We start from the raw sequence: 20,784 nt of genomic DNA, 5'->3' as shown, positions 1-20,784 counted from the left end.
ACTATCTTAATTTTTATCTTTTTTTTCGCTATCGGATTGTAATTTTATATCTTTTGCAAAGTTAAATTTTTCTTTTAAGTAGTCTGTTGCCTTTTCTGTACTACCGAACATCAGGACCAGTACACCAAACATTATCATAAAAAAGATTAGACCTCTGAACACTACTGCAAGTATCACTGCAGCTATACACAACCCTATGATTGTTGAAGGACTCATATTTTCTACAGTATCTTTAACTGAAAATGAAGAAATAAAATTTTTTACCGTTTCTTGTATACCCTTTAATTCATCACTCGCCGAACTTGCTTCGCTAGAATATGATGCAAAAATGAAACTTAATAAGGCTATAAAAACCAAAACTTTATTCAATTGAATGCGCATCAACTAAATACCTTTTAAACATTTCTTAAATATAACAACTTTTATATCAATAGGCAAGAACTGAATTCACTTATCCACTACAAGTAACACATATTTAATTTTTACAGACGTGAACATGCTGTAAGCTCTTTATCATCAACAAGAGGACTCACATTAATGGATGTTAATTTACTTGATAGGAAGTTTGAATGCAATTCAGCTACTGCTGCTATAGCAAACACTGCAGCCATAGCAAGTAGTCCTGCTCCTATCAATCCTGATGTCATTGCTCCTGCAACAATGCACCCTATTGTGGAGAGAGCACAACCTGCTACAAGTGCAACGTGAAGATTTCTGTTATTGGGTTGGTTTTTAAGTAGGATATCTTTCTTAACTTGATCTGGATTTGCTTGACCATCTGAGTTTTCATTTTCTTGCATTTTTGGCTCTTTTTTTACAGTCTGCTCTGGCTGCACTTGAGTCTCGTTTTCTTTTGGGGATTCCAAATTTGATTCTAATAACTCAGTTTTTTCTCCACCCTCTGGTTGTAAGCCATTATCTCCTTCAACAGAGCTCAATGTTGAGTTTAAACTTTCCTCAGATGAAGTGCTTATTACTAAAGTTAAACTGCTCCTTCTGCTACTTACTGGTGATTTCAAACTTTCTTTACTCGTTCTAGGTGAGTCTATTCCACTATCTGAGTCATTGCCACTACTGAGTTTAGAAGTTTTCTTCTCCTCTATTTCTTTCACAACCTTGCTATATTTTTCAAACACTTCCTCTGCAACATCTGAATTACTAAGTATTTTATTATCACCATTTTTTTTCTCAGCTACATTCAAGGGTGTTTCTTGTGTGTTGTTTTGCTCTTCAATATGTTTTAGCTGCATTTGATCTTCAATATTTTCTTCAACAGCATTTGGTATTGAGCTTACACTGCTGCTCCTGTTAGTAATATCCAAAATTGTTTTTACTATTTTTCCTCTTATTGTTTGTGGTCTTTGTGATTGTTCTCTTTCATTGTTAAATACTTTAGGTACAGCTAGTTCTTCTGATTTTATTACTTCATCTTTCAATGCAGGAAGAAAGTTTTCGATATAATACTTATAATGTTTTTGATATTCCTCTTGTTTTTCTGGTGATTTTTCTAATTGTTCTCTCAGCGATTTTTCTAATTCAGTTAATACCTCAGGACTAGCTCCTTCCTTGAACAACTCTATGCATTTTTTGATAGTTCCATCTCCCTTTTGTGGGCTTCCATATTTATGATTTTCTTTTGTTACCTTTTTGTATATAGTGTCGTGCAATTGTTGGTTAATATCTTTTTTAGAACTTAGCATAGACTCCTCCATACATAACAAAATGTATAGATACCTCTTTAGCGTTAATTTTACATTAAAACTGGGCAATTATGCCATATTATAAATAATTGCGGCAACTTGCTTATTGGAAGGTCGCTTAACTATTTGCTTTCTGGGCTTTCTACTTCTACAGATTTGCTATTAATATGATTCTTTGCTTGTTGAACTAACATATCCACTACTTCTTTTACAGGCTTTTCCTTATCAACCATGCCAACACTTTGGCCAGCCATTAAAGATCCCGTTTCAACATCTCCATCAATTACTGCTCTTCTTAAAGCTCCAGCCCAGAATTTTTCTATTTCAAGCTGCCCATCTTCTTTTGAGATCTGTCCCTTTTGGTATTCATCAATAACTTCTTTTTGACGCTTCATAAAGTCATCGCTTGCTTTGTTGGCTATAGCTCTTACTGGAATTACAGGAAAATCAGCACTTATCTGTACAGAAGGTATTGCATTACGTGCGGCCGATTTAATAAACACTTCCTTAAAATTTTTGTGGGCAATTGACTCATTAGTGCAGACAAATAATGTACCTATTTGACAGCCACTTGCTCCCATTTCCAGGTAATTAACTATCATTTCACCTCTTCCTATTCCACCTGCAACAAACACTGGTATTTGTTCATTTTTAAAATGAGGCAATATCTCTTGTGCAAGAACAGAAGTGCTAACTGGACCTATATGCCCACCTGCTTCCATTCCTTCTATTATTAATGCATCTACTCCCATTTTTACTAACCTTTTCGCAAGGCTTAATGCTGGTGCAAAGCACATAACTTTAATGCCTGCACCCTTGATTTTTTCTATATTAGGCTTTGTTGGCAGTCCACCGGCAAGCACTATATGGCTCACTTTCGTTTCAATACACACATCTATCAACTCACTCAACTTTGGGTGCATAGTAATTAGATTTACACCAAATGGCTTGTTAGTTAATTGCTGCGTCTCTATGATTTCTTTTTTTAGCAAGTCTGGAAACATTGCACCACATGCAATCACACCAAAACCACCAGCGTTTGAGATTGCTGAGACCAAGTTCCTCTCTGAAACCCAGCTCATAGCACCACCCATTATAGCAAACTCACTGCTAAGAAAATCTGTTCCTTTTTTCCAGAGGCTACTTAACATATAACCTATATCATACGTTTAAAAATGTTTTGTTTATCTATAAATGTGTGTTTTAAGGCGCCAAGTATATGTAAGATTATAAAGAGTACCATAAAATATGCAAGCATCGAATGTAGCTCGTTAGCCGTGTTAGCTAGATCTTTGTTTTGATTAATCAACAAAGGGATATGAAAAAAATATTTGATCTGTTTGCCAGAAGCAGAAGACATGACATAGCCAGATAGTGGCATTAGCACCATCAAAGAATATAAACCAAAGTGTACTGCTTTACTTATATTGATTACAAACCGAGAAAAATTTGCTGGAAGTGGTGGAACATAAGTAAAGACGCGAAAAAATATGCGTACTATGATTAATCCAAGAATAGTGATACCGCAAGCCTTATGAATAGCGTATATGTTGAACTTAATTTCATTGCTAAGTGGCAGGCTTTTCATATAAAGTCCAGAACAAAGCATACCGATAATAAAAACAGCCATCAACCAATGGATAACTCTTAAACCTAGGCTATATTTATCGTCTTCCATTTTGATTACCCTAAAGTAGCATTTATATAATAGAAAAACTATTTTTCAATCAAAATCATTAAAGCAATTTAGATTTACCGACAATGTAGCTATACAAATTCGACCCAGCCGGAAGTCAAGGGCACCTAAATCAAGAAACGGATTAAACGAAAAATTTACTTGACAAACTCCGCCAGCCTCCTTATCATGAAACTGAAGCTATTTATTTATCTTCTCTGTACAGATTAAATGACAAAAAAACTCAACGTATCTGGCGTCTCATGTTTAATTTTTTGCACTATGTGCACTCTATGTCTTTATCAAATTTCTAGGTTTTTACCTATACAAGCTGAAATACGCTTATAAAGCATTTAAAACATCAAAAAACGCCAACTTAAAAAATGGATAGTGAATAATTAGCTACCCTAGGGTTTCTTTTGCCTTTTTTTCTGTTTAGTAAATTTCTTAAATATTTATGGCTAAACGACAATCGTCATCCCTGTAAAGGTCAAGTATCCCGCTACGTGTTAGCGGCTAAGAGATACCCGGCGGTATGACGGTTCGTGATGGCATGACGATAAGGTTCCAGTGTCAAGCGTTTGGCATGCAAATTTCCTTAAACGTTCGTAAGCTTAAAACTTTACTTTAGATCAAACTGCTGTATAGTGACTTTATAGCTTCAATTTTGTAATGAATATACCTAGTATAGAAAATTGTGATCTTCACAATAAAACCGTCTTACTCAGAGTTGACTTCAATGTTCCTATAAAAGATGGAGAAATTCGTGACGTCACTCGTATTTTGAGAGCATTGCCTACTATTCAGTATTTAGTGAATGCGAGTGCAAAGATTATTATTATATCACATTTTGGACGCCCAAAGGCCAGAGACAATAATCTGTCGCTAAAAAATGTAATTGACACTTTATCGCAGTTACTAAATAAAAAAGTGAAATTCATTGACGATTGCTTTGGTGAAAAAGTACAAAGAGCAGTAAGTGTTATGGATGCAGGAGATATAATATTACTAGAGAATCTAAGATTTTATAAAGAGGAAGAGCAAAGTGACTCAAATTTTGCCAAACAACTAGCATCTCTAGCGGATATATATGTAAATGATGCATTTTCTTGCTCTCACAGAGCTCACGCTTCTATTTCACGCATTACAGAATTTTTACCCTCTTATGCAGGGTTTTGCTTGCAAGATGAGCTAAAGTATCTTGAAAAAGCTGTATCGTTTAAAGCTAAACCTATTACTGCGATAGTTGGGGGAGCTAAAATATCAACTAAAATAAAAGTGCTTATGAAGCTAACAGAAAAGGTTAATTACCTAGTTCTAGGTGGTGCAATAGCCAATAATTTTTTGTCATTCAGCAAAGTAAATATAGGGAAATCTTTCTTTCAAAATGGTGTTGACGACCTTCTGCATAATATTCTTGAAACAGCAAATAAAAACAATTGCAAAATAGTTGTGCCAGAAGACGTGCTGGTTGCAGTAAACTCTGATTACAGCACTAGTATTTCAAGAAGAACTGAGTCCATTTTGGACGGTGATATAATTTTGGATATCGGACCACAAACTTTGAGTACAATAAGCAGTATAATAGCAAGCAGTAAGACTCTGCTGTGGAATGGACCTATTGGTGTTTTTGAACATTCAGCTTTTGCAAGCGGTACAATAGGGGTAATGAAAATCGTAAGTGACTTAACGCACAAAGGAAAGTTAACCAGCATAATAGGGGGAGGCGATAGTCTATCTGCAATAAGCGCTGCAGGCCTTGCCGATAAGGATTTTACATATGTTTCCACTGGTGGAGGAGCATTTTTAGATTGGTTAAGTGGCGATGAAATGCCGGGAGTTGCTGCTCTGCAAAAACGATTAGATTAAAACTTTTTTAAATTATTTCTTATAGGCTAGCTTTTTTGTGAACGTGATTATGTCGAAGACAGTTAAACTAATTTTGTGTTTAATAATACCAATAATAGGATTTATTTTTTATATTAAGGATCATTATTTTCACACCGGCTATGTAGAAGAAAATGTTGAAGTCAATTTTGAACCATTTTTCAGTTCACAACCAGCCACCGTTTCAGAATTAACTGACTTCGATAGAGGAGTGTTGAAAGTTTGTGGAGATTGGGGAGCACATCCAGATAAAGAAGATTTCAAAATTTTACTTAGTTGTCCGCAGCATCAAGAAGTAGTGAAAGGAATATATAAGTGATTACGCCAGATGCGGATTTGGAGTTACTTAAAGATGAACTGGCTAACATTTGGTTTACAAATAGTGGAAGTAAAAAAGAAACTATAGGGTTTGGACATATTTTTTGTGGTGAGCCAAACGATAAATTAGGTGGTATGCATTTTGTAGGTAGATATGTTGAAGCTCAAGAGGATAAATGGGCAGTTGGAATCCTGTGCAATGAATCAGATATTAAGCCGCCGGTTTATACATTTGGAATGAAATATTTGGGTAAGGATGGGGAAGTGAAAGTTAAATGCCCAAATGGATACGCATATAACCTTCATGCCGATAATTTCTGCAACTAAGGCGTTTAAGGAATTAGGAAAAGATGGAATGTGTCTATATGAAATGGAAGATGACAATTATCAATCAGTGTTTGTAAGAAAGAATGATGCTATACTCACGTTCTATCCTGACTTAACACCAAAATGTGATGATAAGAGTACTTATTGTAGTTGCGGTAAATCTTAATTTCAAAACCAATAGGGTGAACAAATGATAAAAATGCTATAGGGTGTAGCAAATCTAAATGAGTTAAAATTTTGATTAAAGGGTTTTGTGAATAATAATGAAGAAGGGCATTATTCGTCTAATAAAAGCAATTCAATACTCTTGTGAAGGAATAAAATCAGCTTTTATATCAGAAATTGCGTTCAGACAGGAGTTACTGCTTTTTATAGTATGTGTCTCAATTTTGTTTGTTTTGGATGTAAGTAATCTAGAACGTGCAGTAATGATAAGCAGCCTATTCCTGGTGTTAATTGTGGAAATTGTTAACACTGCTTTTGAAACGACAATTGAGCGTATTTCCAGTGAACAACACATACTTTCAAAAAAGGTGAAAGATCTAGGTAGTGCAGCAGTTTTTCTTTCATTAATTAACTTCCTGATAACATGGATGATAATATTGATAGGTTAATACGAATGTTATTAAGATATGTTGTCAAACTCACCAATTAAAGTTTTTATATCTTGCGGTAAATCAGAGACAAATTCCATGTATTCCTTACTTTTTGGGTGGTATAAGCCCAGTGTATAAGCATGTAGTGCTTGTCTATTGAAATTACGAATGAAACTAGAGTTTTTAGCATATTTTGTGCTTTTACTACTATTTTTTCCATAAACTTGATCACCAACTATGGAATGTCCTATGTGGCTCATGTGGACTCGAATTTGGTGTGTTCTGCCTGTCTCTAAAGTGCATTTAACGAGGCTTACTTGTCCTATAACTTTTTGCACTAAATAGTGAGTGATTGCTAATTTGCCTGTGATTTTTGTTACACACATCATTTCTTTATTACCGCGTTTGGGAGCAATGTTAGTTTTTATCGTGCCTTGCTGAGAAGATAATGTTCCCCAAACTACTGCTAAGTATTCCCGCTTTATTTTGCGATTCGATAACAATTCAGACAAAAAACTATGGGCTGCTTCATTTTTTGCAATTACCATTAGCCCACTAGTATCTTTATCGAGTCTATGAACAATTCCTGGTCTTACATTAAGGTGAGCGATAACTGCGTTCAAAAGCGTATCATTGTTTGTCCCAGCACCTGGGTGCACTGTTAATCCACTTTGTTTACTCAGAACTATAATGTCCTCATCTTCATAGACGATATTAAGTTTTATGTCATAATTAGGCTCAATTGATGTGGATATGTCAGGTTGAACGAGATGCACCACATACTCTTCATCTGGTTTTACTATGTAGTCATTATTAATTATCGGTGTGCCAAGTAATTTCACCTGCTCATTTTGTATCAATCTTTGCGCTTTGCTGCGTGATATGTTGCATTTTTCAGCTATATAGGTGTCTAACCTTAATTTCTCTTTATCATTATTAACACTTAAGGTTATTATTGAGTAATCTATAGTGATTTACCCCGCGCCATTTCCCATGCTGCTTGAACATTTGGGTCTGTAAACATTGTTGCACTAGACTCAATTTGCAGATCACCTTGTTTTTTAATATGGCAAATTGTTTGAGAGCCATCTTTCCAGTAGATTGTAACTTTATTATCAAAATCTCGTAATGTTGCCTCAACCTTTTTTTCTTTATTATCTTTTTCTTCCAGCTTAATAGATTCTAATAAATAATATAAGAATTCACTTGGTTTGCCGTTGATTTTTTCTTTCCATTCATCTGTTTTCTCTTGTTCAGATTTTTTTTGCTCTAACTTTTCCTTCTTTTGCTGCAGCTTATTTTGTTCTGCTTCCAGCTCTAACTTTCTAACTGTGTCACGTAGTTCTTTGACTTTATTTTCTAATACTAATAATTTATTAGTATTATTTCCATTGTTAGCTTCTAAATCAGGCGTACTTGGTTGAGCTTGCTTCTTTTTTATTTCTTCTAATTCATTCCTTACTACGTTTAATTGCTCCTTCAATTCCGTTTTTTCCTCTTCTGTATCCTCTTTTAACTTTTTTAGCATGCTAAGGAACTCGTTATTATTAGACTGCGTAGTTGATTGAAGCCAGCCTACAAAGCGGCTTGGTTCAAATCGTTCAATTTTATCTTCAGCAATTTTAATAGCATTCTCTAACCTAGAAAAAGTACCTTCAATATCTAGTGAATGTGCTTTTTTTGTCAATTCTTTAGTGTTGTTTAAAACTTCTGAAATTTCTGCATGTAGCCAATCTAAATCTTTTTTGATGTCTTCTCTGATTTTTTTTAGGTGATCAAGCGTTTCTTTAATGTTAATATTTGCAGGCTTTAAAAGGCTATTATCAAGTAAATCGCAAGCTTTTTTAAGGTTACTGTCAAATGAGTTGCAAAGCGGACTAAGTAGTTTTTTCATTAGAGATATTAGTTCATTTTCCCTTTTACCAAGCTTATTTTCTACTACTGATACAACCATGCCCTTTCCAGACCAGTATGGAAATAGAAGACCTAAAGAACTGTGTTTTCTAATAGTATGATTTTCATGATCCACGCTATTACTTATTAGATTGCTAAGTGTTGATATGATGCATAAAAGAATAGCGACTAATAAAGCTATTAATATTATTGGAGCATTAATGGATTGTGATATTGCTGAAACTACTATAATAGTACCAAATACATATGATCCAGTAAACAAGAGAATCCTATTTCTATTTTCTGCTTCTATATCTTCTAGTATTTCTCTCTGCGTCTTAGAAATTGGTAAAACTATTGAAAGCTTTTCCCCCTTTTGATCTAAATTTGTTACAATTTCAATTTTTTTAGCTTCTTGAGCAATCTGGCTGTACTGTTCATCAACTTGATAGTTTCCTATTTTTTTATCTATTTCATTCTCTTTTATTTTTTGTGTATTTATAAAGTTTATAACAGCAGTAAATAAGAGAACTATAAGAGGAATAAAGGCAAGAGGTGCTGGCGTGAACGCAAACCCAGCAATACTTACTGTAACAGGCTGAATAGAAAAGGCAGTAAATGCTATAAGAGTAGCAATGGTACTTGCTATCGATATAGTACCAGAATACTTTCTTATAGAGCTCAAAATTCTACTGGGCTGGTCAGAAAGTTTTCTAAATCCTAAAAAATCAAAATAGTCTTTGAAAGGATCTTGAGTGTCTGTAACCATAACATTTTTCTAGTTTAAACTTATTTAGGTATACGTTAACCAAACCTTAAAATCAAGTTTCTTAATTTTTCAACATGTGCCAAGGCCTATTGGAGCGCACTGTATTAATCTTTACGTAACGACTTGTTAACCAAACAGAATGTGTGCCATACGTTTCTAGATCAGCATGTTTAATAATTTTAACGTTGCAAGCTGAATAGTCGAATTCACTTAATTGAATTGTTAAATCAACTTTATCACAATTTTCTGAAATATCTTCTTTTTTATAAGCTAGCAGCACTAATTTATTATTTCCTTTATTATATATGCAGCCATAATCGTTACACTTTAGCCTTTTATCTGAGTTATTGTATTTTTTATGATTCAAAATTTGGTTCTGCCCATTTTGCTTCGCCCATGTTTTGACAACAAAGTTCCTATTTTTTCTGGTGAGAGAATATAGTAAGTTATCACTCTCCTTTGCAGCAACATTATCAGCATTTATCAAGATATCAGGAGTTCTATACATAGCACTAGAGAAAATACCCAGCACAATAAAGAAAATTCCGAAGAAACGCCAATTTCTTTCCCACAAGCACAGCCACAATAACCCAAATGTTATTATAATAATTGATGAGGCAGGAAAAGTACGAATGGGAATAACCAAATACTGAAGACTAGCGATTGCATTTGTTATATACAAAATGCTGTCAATTGGGCGCTCTATAAATGGCGCTATAATCCATTCAACACCCAAAGGAATCAACAAAACATAGATTATTCCAAGTGGAATAATAATTAATGTAACTATTGGTATAGCAACTAAATTTGTGATAATGCCACTAATTGAAAAATAATTAAAATTATATATCGTATACGGAACAGTTGCTAAACTTGCTATTACTGAGCTGATCATTATCGACACAAAATATTTCATTATTTTTATTTTGAACAACTTATTAGCATTAATTTGATAACTGGCAACCAGTGCCAAAACAGCAGAAAATGACATCTGAAAGCCAGGCTTTAAAATTGCTTCTGGTTCTACTGAGAGTATCACTGAAGCAGCAAACGCAATTGCTATTAACCCTCGATATTTTCTCTCTATCATTATTGCAACGAGTACTAAAATCACCATAATGTAGGCACGCTGAGCAGAAATTTGCATACCGGTAATCAATAAATAAAACGTGGTTGGCAAGATAGTAAGGAATGCAGATATTTTCTTGGTGTTATACTTAAGAGTCAAAGTTTCAGATATTGCGAATAAATTACGAAACACTACAAAAAACAGACCAGCAACAAATGATAAATGCAAACCAGATATGGCAAACAAATGTGCTATACCTGAATCTCGTATCGCGTCCATAGTTTTTTGATCTATGCCATCTTTTTTACCGATCAGTAATGCAGAGATTATATCCGCATGTGGTTTTTTGATATTTTGCTGCAGGTTTTCATAAATGTATTGACGGAAAGATTCTATATACTCTAGAAATTGCCTTGCTTCAGCCTTTTTGTGTAGGGCTATTTTGCTTGTTGCAAAACCTGTTGCACTTATTTTCTGGTAATATGCTATTCTTGCAAAATCGTATGCATACTCCGAAGGTGCAATCTTTAGAGGGAAGAGTTTTGCTGATAATTTTACTTGATCGCCTATTTTAATGCCTTTTTCCACTTTGGTTCTAACTGATATTCTGATGTTATCTAGAGCTCTATCCGGTGTCATTCCAGCGCGTGACGCTGGAATCCATATCTTTTTTTTCTGGATCCCAGTATCAAGTACTGGGATGACAAAAGGGGGCGCTGGGATGACAGGAGAGGATTTTAAGATAGTAGGGGATTTTTCAACAGAAAGCAGAAATTGTTTATATGAGCCCCTGTCGTTAATATCCTTCACTGTGGCAACGATATTTTTTACATACCTCTCTTTATCAAGAATTTGAGTATCAACTAAAGCTGTTCTTAATTTACTGGCTGTAAATCCTATGAGCACTGCAATTAAAGCAATGCATAATATTGCGTACTTTCTGTATAATATTGCAATCAAAATTAGTGTGGGTAAAAGCAAAAGAAAAATAGATATGCAGCTTGGTTCAAAACTTAGGGAAAAATATGTTAAAATTCCTGCACACTGAAGAACAGGAAACCACAGTATCAAGTTATATTGTTCATTGCGCAGATTGTTACGTATATAACTAACTATTATGTCAAGAAAAGTTAATAAGTGTGTCGATATTTGCATGTGGTGAAATTTTATTTTTCTTTTTTCATTATTTGTATATATAATAACTAAATAAGCAACGACGCGGGATGGAGCAGCTCGGTAGCTCGTCAGGCTCATAACCTGAAGGTCGTAGGTTCAAATCCTACTCCCGCAACCATTTTTAAGGATATAGTTGTTCCACTTTCCAATCGCTTCCCTCAACAAGAGTGTATCTAAATCTAATATGCTTCCTATATTCACCTTCTTGCCAAAATTCAATTACTTTTGGGATTACGCAAAATCCCACCCAAAAATCAGGACGAGAAACTTGTGTATTGTGAAATTCTTTTTCCTTCAATTTTATAGCTTGCTCAAAATCTTGCCAATCTTTCAGAATGCTCGATTGTTTTGAGCACCATGCGCTAATTTGACTACCCAGCGCTCGAGAAGAGAAGTATTTGTCAGTTCTTTCATCGTTTAGAAGTTTAACCTCTCCTTCAATTCGCACTTGCCTAGCAAATTCTATCCAATGAAACACTAACGCAGCTTTGGGGTTCTCAGTCAATTCTTTCCCTTTTTTACTGTTTACGTTAGTGAAAAACACAAAACCTTCTTTGCTATATTCCTTTAGTAATACCACTCTTGCAGATGGAATACAGTCTTTGCTACAAGTTGCTAGCGTCATTGCAGTTGGTTGTTCACACGGAGAATTAAGTACTGCTTTGTACCACTTTGAAAACAAATCAAATGGATCTTTTTCAAGTGAAAATATCATATCAAAAAATAAAATCTTAATTCTGGCACGCGTTGCAAAAATAAGTGCTACGGCCATTTTGTCGTATAAGTGTTATGATATTATTGCAAATCTTGCAAGGTTTTTGAACTTTACCATATACGTAAAAGTTATTTTGAAAGTATCCAGCAGATCCAGATGGCTGTGCATAATCTTTCAGTGTTGAACCACCTGCAGCAATTGCATCACTCAGAGTATTTTTTATTTCAGCAGCAAGTTTTTCGCACTCTCTATAGGTCAAGTTTTTTGCTGACCTGAGTGGTGATATACGGGCTCTAAACAAGCTCTCAGAAGCATATATGTTGCCTACGCCAACTATTGATTTATTGTCCATTAACGCTGATTTGATATTCACTTTTTTGTTTTTCAGCAACTCCTGTAAATAGTCTCCACTGAATTCATCCGTGAGGGGCTCTATTCCAAAATCGCTAAAAAAATCCGTTTCTTGTTCTTTATTTAAAACGATAACTAATCCAAATCTTCTTGGGTCATTAAAAATTATTGAAGTATTGTCAGAAAATAAAAATACCACGTGATCATGCTTATTCCGCATTTGATCGTGGTCAGCATATATAAGCTTTCCGCTCATGCCAAGATGTATGATTACAGCCACACTACCATCTGTATTCCAGATGGTATACTTACCTCTACGCTTGATGTTGCGTATGACTTTGCCCTTTAGCATATCATCAATATTTTTTGTTATTGGGGCACGTAAATTCCAATTATTCACTATAACATTACTGATTTGCTTGTTTTTAATTTTATCAAGCAAAAAATTAGAGATTACTTCCACTTCCGGTAGTTCTGGCATGATACCTCCTTCAAAACTTAAGTTTCTGATGGTAATTTTGTCGTTCTCAAATACATTCGAGTATTCTGCGGTGCTTTCTCCTAAAAGTTCCTCACCACAAACGAGTTTTGAAAGGGTTCTCTGTCTACTCTGTTGCTGCTTTTTTCTTTTCAAAATATTTTGCTTTAAAGCTTTCGCTAATCTTTTTTTCTCCTCTTCTTTTTCCTTATTCTTTTTTGTGTTATTCATTATCATAATATATAAACTTGCCGTTGTAGCTCAGGTGGTAGAGTACGTCATTGGTAATGACGAGGTCCCAAGTTCGAGTCTTGGTAACGGCACACTGATTATACTTATAATATTGCATAACTTGTAAGCAAGGCTTAGAAGAAAGTTACAGAGGTAAGTTGTCATGCTTTTTCCATATCCTTTCTACCTTCTTGTTTTTGAGTAGCTCTAATGCTTTACAAAAGTGATACCTTGTTTTACTTGGCACTATAATGTCATCAATGTATCCATATGATGCAGCAAAAAATGGGTTAGCAAATTTTTCTTTATATTCTTTAATTAACGTTTGCTGATCTTTTTCGTGTCGAAATATAATCTCAACTGCACTTTCAGGGCCCATCACAGCTATTTCAGCAGTTGGCCAGGCATAATTTATATCACCTTTTAGATGTTTCGAATTCATAACAATGTATGCACCACCATACGCTTTTCTAGTGATAAGGCTAATTTTCGGCACGGTCGCTTCAGCGTAAGCGTAAAGCAGTTTCGCTCCGTGTTGTATTATATTATTGTATTCTTGATTTGTACCCGGCAAAAATCCTGGAACATCAATAAGTGTGATGATCGGAATGTTAAATGCGTCACAAAACCTTACAAACCTCGCAGCTTTTCTTGAAGAATCAATATCCAAACATCCTGCAAGGTGCATAGGTTGATTTGCAACAATACCGACAGTATTTCCTCCAATTCTACCAAAACCAGTTATGATATTACGAGCAAAATCAGGTTTCAGTTCAAAGAAATTCCTTTCATCACAAACTTTTTCAATGAGTTCATACATATCATAAGGAGTATTAGGATTGGTAGGAATTAGAGTGTTTAAGGATTCATCAATGTCGTCAACATCATTACAGATTGGTGCAGATTTTGGTGATTCTTGATTATTTGCTGGTAAGAAAGTAAAGAATTCACGCATTTTTAGCAGCATTTCAACATCATTATTGAATGCAAAATCCGCTACTCCTGTTTTGCTTGTATGAATTTTTGCTCCACCGAGGTCTTCGAAACTTACATCTTCGTAGGTAACCTTTTTTACTACATCTGGCCCGGTTATAAACATATATGAACTGTTTTTCACCATGAAAGTAAAGTCAGTTAATGCTGGGGAATAAACTGCACCTCCTGCACATGGGCCCATAATTAAAGAAATTTGTGGTATAACACCCGATGCATTTACGTTTCTTTGAAAAATTTCTCCATAACCAGCAAGAGAATTTACTCCTTCCTGAATTCTGGCTCCACCAGAATCATTTAGTCCGATAATTGGAACTCTGGCATTAATTGCCATATCCATAATTTTGCATATTTTTTTTGCATGTGACGCACCAAGTGAACCACCAAAGACAGTAAAATCCTGAGAATAAACAAAAACTTTTCTGCCATAAATAGTACCACGACCAATCACTACCCCATCACCTAAAAAATTAGCATTTTGCATGCCAAAATCATTTGCATGATGTTTTACGAATTTATCGTATTCTGCAAAAGAACTTTCATCGAGCAATATACTGAGCCTTTCTCTAGCAGTTAATTTCCCTTTTTCATGTTGTTTGGTAATCCTGTCAGAACCGCCTCCTTTTTCAGCTTCTAGTGCTTTGGTTTTTAGATTTTCTAGTATTTTAAAGTCTTGCATACAATAAAGTAGTTTTCAAATTAGTTGTAGACTTTATTAAGTTTACAAACCCTACTAACTATACACATACACTATTGCTATATGCAACAATGTATGTATGATAATTGTTAATGCTCTGGTGATTCATGGTCACTACTTTGAAAATGTTGCGATGTGTCAACTCTTTTCATATTAGAAAGAGGTGGACTAACTGCACTGCTTTTCGTTTGTGCAAAACTTTTAGCAGCTTCAACAACCTTGCTTATACGAGGTTCTTTTTCTAGCTCTTTTAGGTACTTTGAGAAGATTTCACAACTTTTGTCATCCATATGTACCATTATTTTACCAAAACTTTCAGCTTTTTCAGAAGATAAAATCATTTCGATCTTTTCATCGCCTACCCTAAAGGTCATTTTTACTTTGCCTTGCATATCATGATATTGCCAGCTTTTTATTCAGATTAGATTATCTCCTTCTCTTATTCGCAATGCACCATATTCTAAGTCCTTAAATTCCGGGGAGTTCATAAATTTTGCAGGAGTGATCACACTTTTTTCTGGACACTGTACATAATAAAATTTATTATCTCTTTCTACTACAATTCCTTTTTTTTTGTCATTTTCAATACTATCACTTACAATTTGTTTTAGACGTGACAAATATTCGCCGCGTTCTTTCAGTATATCTTCTGGCAATAATCTCCGAACTTCTTGGCTCACATCAGTGCCTGTTGAAACTAGATTAAACATTTCTAACATAAGAGGCCGTAGTTTTTCTTTTCCAGTCTCAGTAACATTTTTATCTTGCTCCATGAGGTGGTATAAGATCAGTATCGAATAATCTATTATTGATTACTTTTTTCTCCTTGGAATACATCAACACTAAACATGACCTTGTGCTTTTTTGCATCGTCTATAGATTTTTGAAGTCTCTTTGCTATGTTTTCGATAGCTTCATCATTAGGTAAGTGTTCAGGCAATGGCGTCAACTTAAGGAAAAATATCAGCGATAGTATATAAAATTTCTCTCTAAATTTTTTATCATTAAATTATCCAAAGAGTGCAAGGGACAGCACTTTTGTTTCTATTTTATTGCAACAAAAAAGTTTAAAATGTGTCTTTTTTAGGTGAGGCATGCAAAAAGGAAAAGATCTTATCTTACAAATTAAAAATGCAATATACTCGAAAACTTTTCAGAAAATCCATTGTGTTGAGTTTTACACGAACAAGAAAACTTCCTTTTTCGACAGTATTTTCTATGATTTTAAAGTTAGTTAAAAAAAGTTTGGGAATAGAATGTGAACTTATGGAGCCATTGACATGTACCCTCAAAGCAAGCTTTTTCTAAAGCAAGGTATAAGATTTGCCATACAGGCTTTCAAGAATCTAAGCATCCAAACAGCCTATCAGGATGAACCTGAGTTGGAGAGGCTATAGACTTATTGCAGCAGATGGTTCTGGTATGAGATTACCCAGCTCTGGGGAAATTGTATCCGAGTTTGAACCAAATGGAACAACAGGCACCATTGGCAATTTGTTTGTTGATTTGTGTACTTCGCTGATTTGCAGTGCTCGTCTTGCAGCTTGGAATATAGGTGAACAAACGTTGGCGGCAGAGCAATTACCCGAAGTTATCACTCAAATGCGTTTATTAAATCAAGAGAAATTATTATTTATCTATGATCGTCTTCAGTAAAATTCATTCAGCAGCATTATAATTTGGAAGTAGATTTTATTTTTCGCTTGCAAAAAAGAAATTATAGTAAGCTATGGGAACGCTGGCGAATTAGATTTTGATTTTATATTAGAAAATGAAAAGCTAAAAAATAAAATGAAAGGACAGAAAGTAAGAGTTATAGTGCTGACATTAGCCAACTGAGAAACAGAGTTTTTGACCGAGACTTTGGAGCAAAGCTTATGTGTTAAGGTGGCACATAGAGGAGTGCTATAAACGACTCAAAGTAGGAGCAGAGTTAGAGAATTTTTCTGGAGAGGCTGTATTACAAGAATTTTGGGCAAACTTGGTCATGTGCAATATATTATCGCTTCATATATGTGATGCACAAGGGCCTTGGAACCCAGATCAAATTACTGAGTATCGTTTAAATTTTTCAGTTTTATTTAGTGTAATGAGACAGAAACTCTATCAGGTACTTATTGCGCCAAAAAACTTTCAAGCCCTTTTTAAGTATACGCGCTAAAGTTAAAATCCGACCGGGACAGCCGCAATAAAGTAGATAAGCCTAAACGCCATCATGTCTTTAGGAGAGTTTGCTAATGAAAGCTCTTAAGTTGACGCCATTGGCTGAACGGATACGGAATGACACCATCCTTTTTTCTGGATTCCAGACTGGAATGACACCTCTGGACACTTCCGTCGTAAAGGAACCAGTGTCAGCTACTCGGATGACACCTTTTTTCTACTTAGTTTGGGTTATGCAAGAAGTCTAATGAAGTGAAAATAAATTTATTTACCAAAATAGAGTTGCCTTGGTCTACAGATCTTAGTTTCTTTATCATTTATCATTTCATACCACTGAGTAACCCAACCAGTGGTTCTTGCGAGTGCAAAAATAGGCGTGAACATATTTGAGGGGATATCAATAGCATTCATTATTATACCTGAGTAAAAATCAACATTTGGATATAACTTACGCACGATAAAATATTCATCCTTTAAAGCTATTTCTTCAAGTTTTTTTGCAATTTTAAGCAGTTCATTATTTTGTTCTAGTTTACTTAGAACCTCATGGCAAGCGCCTTCCAATATACGCGCGCGCGGATCATAATTTTTATAAACACGATGTCCAAATCCCATCAATTTAAATGGATCTTTATCATCTTTAGCTTTTTCGATGAATTTATCTATATCTCCACTTTGCTCTATCTCTTTTAGCATATTTATAACTGCCTCATTAGCTCCACCATGTGCTGGTCCCCAAAGTGTAGCAACTCCTGCAGAGAGGCTTGCAAACAGATTAGAACCAGCCGATCCCACCAATCTGACAGCCGCCGTAGAAGCATTCTGTTCATGATCAGCATGGAGAGTAAATATTTTATCCAGAGCTTTTGCAAAAAGGGCGCTTTTATCATTATCAACAGCATCGCCAAATATCATCTTTAAGAAATTTTCACTGTAACTTAATTCATTGTTAGCATTTATGAATTCCTGATTGTTGATATGCCTATAAATCATTGCAATAATTGTGGAAACTTGCGCTATTGCAGAAATTCCAAAATCTAGGTCTTCACCATTGACATTGTTGCCATGCTTTTCATGATAAGATGCTGACAAACTTGCAAAACATGCAACTAAGATTGACATAGGGTGAGCAGTTTTTGGAAATGCTTTAATTACATTTGTAACTTGCTCTGATACTTTGGATGATTCTTGTATTTTGAGAAGAAATTTTTTGTGTTGCTCTGAACTGGGTAATTCACCATAGAGCAATAAATAAATCACAGCAGTAAAATTATTATTCTCTGCCAAATCAGCTATATTATGTCCCCTATATTTAAGAACTCCTTCATCTCCATCAATGAATGTAATTGTAGAAGAGCATGAAGCTGTAGAAACAAACCCTGGATCGTAAGTGAATAATCCTGTCATCTTATATAAATCCTTGATATTTAACACATCAGGACCTGTTGTTCCGCTTAATACAGGTAGCTCGATTTTTAATCCATTACTTAGTTCTAATAGCACTTTTTTATCCATCACTTAAGCTACTTAAATTTTATACAGAATATACAAACTGAGGAGTATATATTAATACAGTTAACTTTACATTAACCGTATTAAGCGGTCATCAATGCTTTTACTTTTGCATTTAAGCGACTTATTTTACGCGCAGCGGTATTCCTATGAATAACACCTTTATTCACACACTTGTGTAAATTAGATTCAGCATTCCGAAATGCCAGAACAACATTTTCTTTGTCGCCAGACTTGATTATATCAACCAAATTTCTAATAGCAGTGCGAGTTTTACTTTTCCGCATCTTATTTATTAAAGTGCGCTTTGCTATTACCTTTATCATTTTTTTAGCACTCTTATGATTTGCCATATATTAATACCTAAAATACTGTACTTTTCTCTTAATTATAAAGTTTTTTTGTTAATTTGCAATATCAGTTTTTCCTATGGTTAATCTACTGCTTCTCTCTTCAATAATTTTTTCTAAACTTTGCAAGAATTCATTTTTGTTTAACCCAGGATATATTGGGGGCAATATTTCTATTACTGCCTTTCCGGGATTCTTTCTCAGAGAAAGTATGCTTTTTGGCCAAAACAAACCAGTGTTTAAAGCAACCGGTAACACAGGAACAGATAATACGCTATATAAAGCAGCAATACCTGGTTGATATTTTATATTTTGGTTTATAGTTGTTCTTGTACCTTCAGGAAATATTATTATGCTTCTATTTTCTTTTATACGCATTTTTGCTAGTTTGATTATATGGCGTATAGAACTGATACCATCTGAACGGTTAATAAAAATCATTTTCAGCGCTATAAGATGCAAACCAATGAATGGAATCCATTTCAATTCACGTTTTAAAATAAAAACCGCTTTTCTAAATAGTAGTATAAAAATAAATGTTTCAAATGGAGATTGGTGTTTAGATGCAATGATAAAAGGTTGCTTAGGGATGTTTTCCATTCCCCTCACTTCATATTTAATGCCACATAATAAACGCAGCATGAATAATACAACTCTCACCGAACAGACGAGGAAAATGGTTATTACACACTCAGAAAAGAAAATTACAGGGAGAGTAATGAAAGTATAGAATACCTCCCATAATATAAGAAAGAAATTAAACAATAAACTTGAAATCACAAACTCACATAAATTTATTTAAATTTAACTTTATTACAAATTAAAAACAATAAATTTAATTATTGATCATCTGAGTAATAGGATGCGAATCAGCTAATTTGTCCTTTAACTTTTCGTTAGCAATATGAGTATATATTTGTGTTGTAGAAAGGTTAGTATGGCCAAGAACTTTCTGTATCAACACAATATTTGCTCCGCTATTTAGTAGATGGGTAGCAAAAGAATGCCTAACCACGTGTGGAGAGATCTTATTTTCATCAATATTGCATTTTCTTGCCAACTCCTTCATTAATTGACCGACCCTCTGCCTTGTAATTGGTTTATTAGGTTTATCACCTGGGAATAGCCAATCGGATTCCTTTTCTTTAGAGATCAGATTATCACGAACTGATAAATAATTTCTAAGGCTCTGCAATGCTTGTTCATTAAAAAGAATTTGCCTCTCTCTACCACTTTTTCCTTTTATTATTATATAGCATTCTTTGTTATTACTGTTTATTAAATGTGACACTTCACATAATTTCATACTAATTAGTTCAGAAACACGCATTCCAGAAGAGTAAAGGATATCTAAAATCGCACATAGCCTTTTACTGCTTATCTCTTTATTCGATTCGCTTGCTGATTTTCTCACTGTGTCTATTAGCAAAAATATTTCTTCGACACTTAAATACTTAGGCAAAGGACGAGAAACTTTTGGATTCTTTAATTCAGCATCATTAGCCGGCGCTGGATTAAAATCTATTATTCCGTTATTAAATAGACACTTGTAAAAATTTTTCATAGCGGATATTTTTCTTGATATAGAGCTACTTTTATATTTTTTTTGTGTACATAAAGATTTCACATAATCTTTAATATTGGTTTTGTTTACACCAACCAAGGTAGTGCCGCTTTCCAATAAAAATTCTTCAAACTGGTGTAAATCCGAACGATAACTTTCCAGAGTATTTTGTGCAGCGGACCTCTCTGAAGCTAAAGCATCTATGTAATATGTTATGTAAAGATTTTCTTTTTTATTTTGCGACTGTTTATTTTTCATTATCAGTTCCTATATTTATTTCTTTGGCTATAATTTGATTAGAAGTGTTCCCTGTGTTTCTT

Annotated in this window: 20 protein-coding genes, 2 tRNA genes and 2 pseudogenes; 7 read left to right on the top strand and 17 right to left on the bottom strand. The window is 34.4% G+C overall.

Features of this window, described 5'->3' with window-relative positions:
• Window positions 1-6 precede the first annotated feature (6 nt).
• The 4 genes from L0Z58_RS05795 to L0Z58_RS05780 all read right to left on the bottom strand — a co-directional run bounded on the left by L0Z58_RS05795 (window position 7) and on the right by L0Z58_RS05780 (window position 3,378).
• The gene (locus L0Z58_RS05795; RefSeq protein ID WP_022626145.1) at window positions 7-381 is read right to left on the bottom strand and encodes a hypothetical protein; all 375 of its coding nucleotides are present in this window, start codon (window positions 379-381) and stop codon (window positions 7-9) included.
• Window positions 382-482: 101 nt separating this feature from the next.
• Window positions 483-1,700: a hypothetical protein gene (locus L0Z58_RS05790; RefSeq protein WP_038228074.1), complete on the bottom strand. Its 1,218-nt coding sequence runs from the start codon at window positions 1,698-1,700 to the stop codon at window positions 483-485.
• A gap of 122 nt (window positions 1,701-1,822) precedes the next feature.
• Window positions 1,823-2,851: an NAD(P)H-dependent flavin oxidoreductase gene (locus tag L0Z58_RS05785; protein ID WP_010082023.1), complete on the bottom strand. Its 1,029-nt coding sequence runs from the start codon at window positions 2,849-2,851 to the stop codon at window positions 1,823-1,825.
• A 5-nt stretch (window positions 2,852-2,856) separates the two neighbouring features.
• A complete protein-coding gene (locus tag L0Z58_RS05780; protein ID WP_010082022.1) occupies window positions 2,857-3,378 on the bottom strand; it encodes a cytochrome b in 522 nt (173 codons plus the stop codon).
• Between the two features lie 669 nt (window positions 3,379-4,047).
• On the opposite strand from L0Z58_RS05780, the gene L0Z58_RS05775 reads away from it, so the two are divergent.
• The 3 genes and pseudogenes from L0Z58_RS05775 (at window position 4,048) to L0Z58_RS05755 (ending at window position 6,521) form a co-directional block, all read left to right on the top strand.
• On the top strand, window positions 4,048-5,244 hold the full coding sequence (locus tag L0Z58_RS05775) for a phosphoglycerate kinase (protein WP_010963073.1): 1,197 nt from the start codon (window positions 4,048-4,050) through the stop codon (window positions 5,242-5,244).
• A gap of 49 nt (window positions 5,245-5,293) precedes the next feature.
• Window positions 5,294-6,073 (top strand): annotated as a pseudogene (locus L0Z58_RS07145) (EndoU domain-containing protein).
• A 97-nt stretch (window positions 6,074-6,170) separates the two neighbouring features.
• Window positions 6,171-6,521 (top strand): diacylglycerol kinase, encoded by a 351-nt coding sequence (locus L0Z58_RS05755; protein WP_007549043.1) that lies wholly within the window; start codon window positions 6,171-6,173, stop codon window positions 6,519-6,521.
• A gap of 11 nt (window positions 6,522-6,532) precedes the next feature.
• Here L0Z58_RS05755 and L0Z58_RS05750 read toward each other — a convergent pair whose 3' ends face one another.
• The 3 genes from L0Z58_RS05750 to L0Z58_RS05740 all read right to left on the bottom strand — a co-directional run bounded on the left by L0Z58_RS05750 (window position 6,533) and on the right by L0Z58_RS05740 (window position 11,389).
• The gene (locus L0Z58_RS05750; RefSeq protein WP_038227940.1) at window positions 6,533-7,477 is read right to left on the bottom strand and encodes an RluA family pseudouridine synthase; all 945 of its coding nucleotides are present in this window, start codon (window positions 7,475-7,477) and stop codon (window positions 6,533-6,535) included.
• Window positions 7,468-9,165, bottom strand: a complete 1,698-nt coding sequence (locus tag L0Z58_RS05745; RefSeq protein WP_010963071.1) for a hypothetical protein — start codon at window positions 9,163-9,165, stop codon at window positions 7,468-7,470. Before L0Z58_RS05745 ends, L0Z58_RS05750 begins: the two co-directional genes overlap by 10 nt.
• A 61-nt stretch (window positions 9,166-9,226) precedes the next feature.
• On the bottom strand, window positions 9,227-11,389 hold the full coding sequence (locus tag L0Z58_RS05740) for a ComEC/Rec2 family competence protein (protein ID WP_010963070.1): 2,163 nt from the start codon (window positions 11,387-11,389) through the stop codon (window positions 9,227-9,229).
• Between the two features lie 62 nt (window positions 11,390-11,451).
• On the opposite strand from L0Z58_RS05740, the gene L0Z58_RS05735 reads away from it, so the two are divergent.
• A tRNA-Met gene (locus tag L0Z58_RS05735) sits at window positions 11,452-11,528 on the top strand.
• 3 nt (window positions 11,529-11,531) lie between these two features.
• On the opposite strand, the gene pdxH is transcribed toward L0Z58_RS05735, so the two are convergent.
• Both pdxH and mutM read right to left on the bottom strand, forming a co-directional pair.
• Window positions 11,532-12,125: a pyridoxamine 5'-phosphate oxidase gene (gene pdxH, locus L0Z58_RS05730; RefSeq protein WP_022626142.1), complete on the bottom strand. Its 594-nt coding sequence runs from the start codon at window positions 12,123-12,125 to the stop codon at window positions 11,532-11,534.
• A gap of 16 nt (window positions 12,126-12,141) precedes the next feature.
• Window positions 12,142-12,957, bottom strand: a complete 816-nt coding sequence (gene mutM, locus L0Z58_RS05725; protein ID WP_010963068.1) for a bifunctional DNA-formamidopyrimidine glycosylase/DNA-(apurinic or apyrimidinic site) lyase — start codon at window positions 12,955-12,957, stop codon at window positions 12,142-12,144.
• Between the two features lie 247 nt (window positions 12,958-13,204).
• Between mutM and L0Z58_RS05720 the strand changes: the two genes are divergently transcribed.
• Window positions 13,205-13,277 (top strand) — tRNA-Thr (locus L0Z58_RS05720).
• A gap of 53 nt (window positions 13,278-13,330) precedes the next feature.
• On the opposite strand, the gene L0Z58_RS05715 is transcribed toward L0Z58_RS05720, so the two are convergent.
• The 4 genes from L0Z58_RS05715 to L0Z58_RS06690 form a co-directional block, all read right to left on the bottom strand.
• On the bottom strand, window positions 13,331-14,857 hold the full coding sequence (locus L0Z58_RS05715) for an acyl-CoA carboxylase subunit beta (RefSeq protein ID WP_010963067.1): 1,527 nt from the start codon (window positions 14,855-14,857) through the stop codon (window positions 13,331-13,333).
• Window positions 14,858-14,964: 107 nt separating this feature from the next.
• A complete protein-coding gene (locus L0Z58_RS05710) occupies window positions 14,965-15,267 on the bottom strand; it encodes a hypothetical protein (protein WP_010963066.1) in 303 nt (100 codons plus the stop codon).
• 24 nt (window positions 15,268-15,291) lie between these two features.
• On the bottom strand, window positions 15,292-15,648 hold the full coding sequence (locus tag L0Z58_RS05705; RefSeq protein ID WP_233406919.1) for a hypothetical protein: 357 nt from the start codon (window positions 15,646-15,648) through the stop codon (window positions 15,292-15,294).
• A 32-nt stretch (window positions 15,649-15,680) separates the two neighbouring features.
• On the bottom strand, window positions 15,681-15,815 hold the full coding sequence (locus L0Z58_RS06690; protein ID WP_255322259.1) for a hypothetical protein: 135 nt from the start codon (window positions 15,813-15,815) through the stop codon (window positions 15,681-15,683).
• A gap of 154 nt (window positions 15,816-15,969) precedes the next feature.
• Here L0Z58_RS06690 and L0Z58_RS05700 point away from each other — a divergent pair.
• Window positions 15,970-17,113 (top strand): annotated as a pseudogene (locus L0Z58_RS05700) (transposase).
• Window positions 17,113-17,286, top strand: a complete 174-nt coding sequence (locus L0Z58_RS05695) for a hypothetical protein (RefSeq protein WP_210168241.1) — start codon at window positions 17,113-17,115, stop codon at window positions 17,284-17,286. Before L0Z58_RS05700 ends, L0Z58_RS05695 begins: the two are co-directional and overlap by 1 nt.
• A 16-nt stretch (window positions 17,287-17,302) precedes the next feature.
• Here L0Z58_RS05695 and L0Z58_RS05690 read toward each other — a convergent pair whose 3' ends face one another.
• The 4 genes from L0Z58_RS05690 to L0Z58_RS05670 all read right to left on the bottom strand — a co-directional run bounded on the left by L0Z58_RS05690 (window position 17,303) and on the right by L0Z58_RS05670 (window position 20,722).
• The gene (locus L0Z58_RS05690) at window positions 17,303-18,553 is read right to left on the bottom strand and encodes a citrate synthase (RefSeq protein ID WP_010081982.1); all 1,251 of its coding nucleotides are present in this window, start codon (window positions 18,551-18,553) and stop codon (window positions 17,303-17,305) included.
• Between the two features lie 80 nt (window positions 18,554-18,633).
• Window positions 18,634-18,903 carry a 30S ribosomal protein S20 gene (gene rpsT / locus L0Z58_RS05685; protein WP_010081981.1) on the bottom strand — a complete coding sequence of 90 codons (270 nt, stop codon included), beginning with the start codon at window positions 18,901-18,903 and terminating at the stop codon, window positions 18,634-18,636.
• Between the two features lie 51 nt (window positions 18,904-18,954).
• Window positions 18,955-19,491 (bottom strand): lysophospholipid acyltransferase family protein, encoded by a 537-nt coding sequence (locus L0Z58_RS05680; protein ID WP_227738645.1) that lies wholly within the window; start codon window positions 19,489-19,491, stop codon window positions 18,955-18,957.
• Between the two features lie 244 nt (window positions 19,492-19,735).
• Complete coding sequence (locus tag L0Z58_RS05670) at window positions 19,736-20,722, bottom strand: site-specific tyrosine recombinase (protein ID WP_010963062.1); 987 nt, start codon at window positions 20,720-20,722, stop codon at window positions 19,736-19,738.
• Window positions 20,723-20,784 lie beyond the last annotated feature (62 nt).

The organism is Wolbachia endosymbiont of Aedes aegypti (genome assembly GCF_021496215.1).
In the GTDB taxonomy this organism is placed as follows: domain Bacteria; phylum Pseudomonadota; class Alphaproteobacteria; order Rickettsiales; family Anaplasmataceae; genus Wolbachia; species Wolbachia pipientis.
The sequence above is the reverse complement of the archived record's forward strand: the minus strand, read 5'-3'. Positions and strand labels throughout refer to the sequence as shown.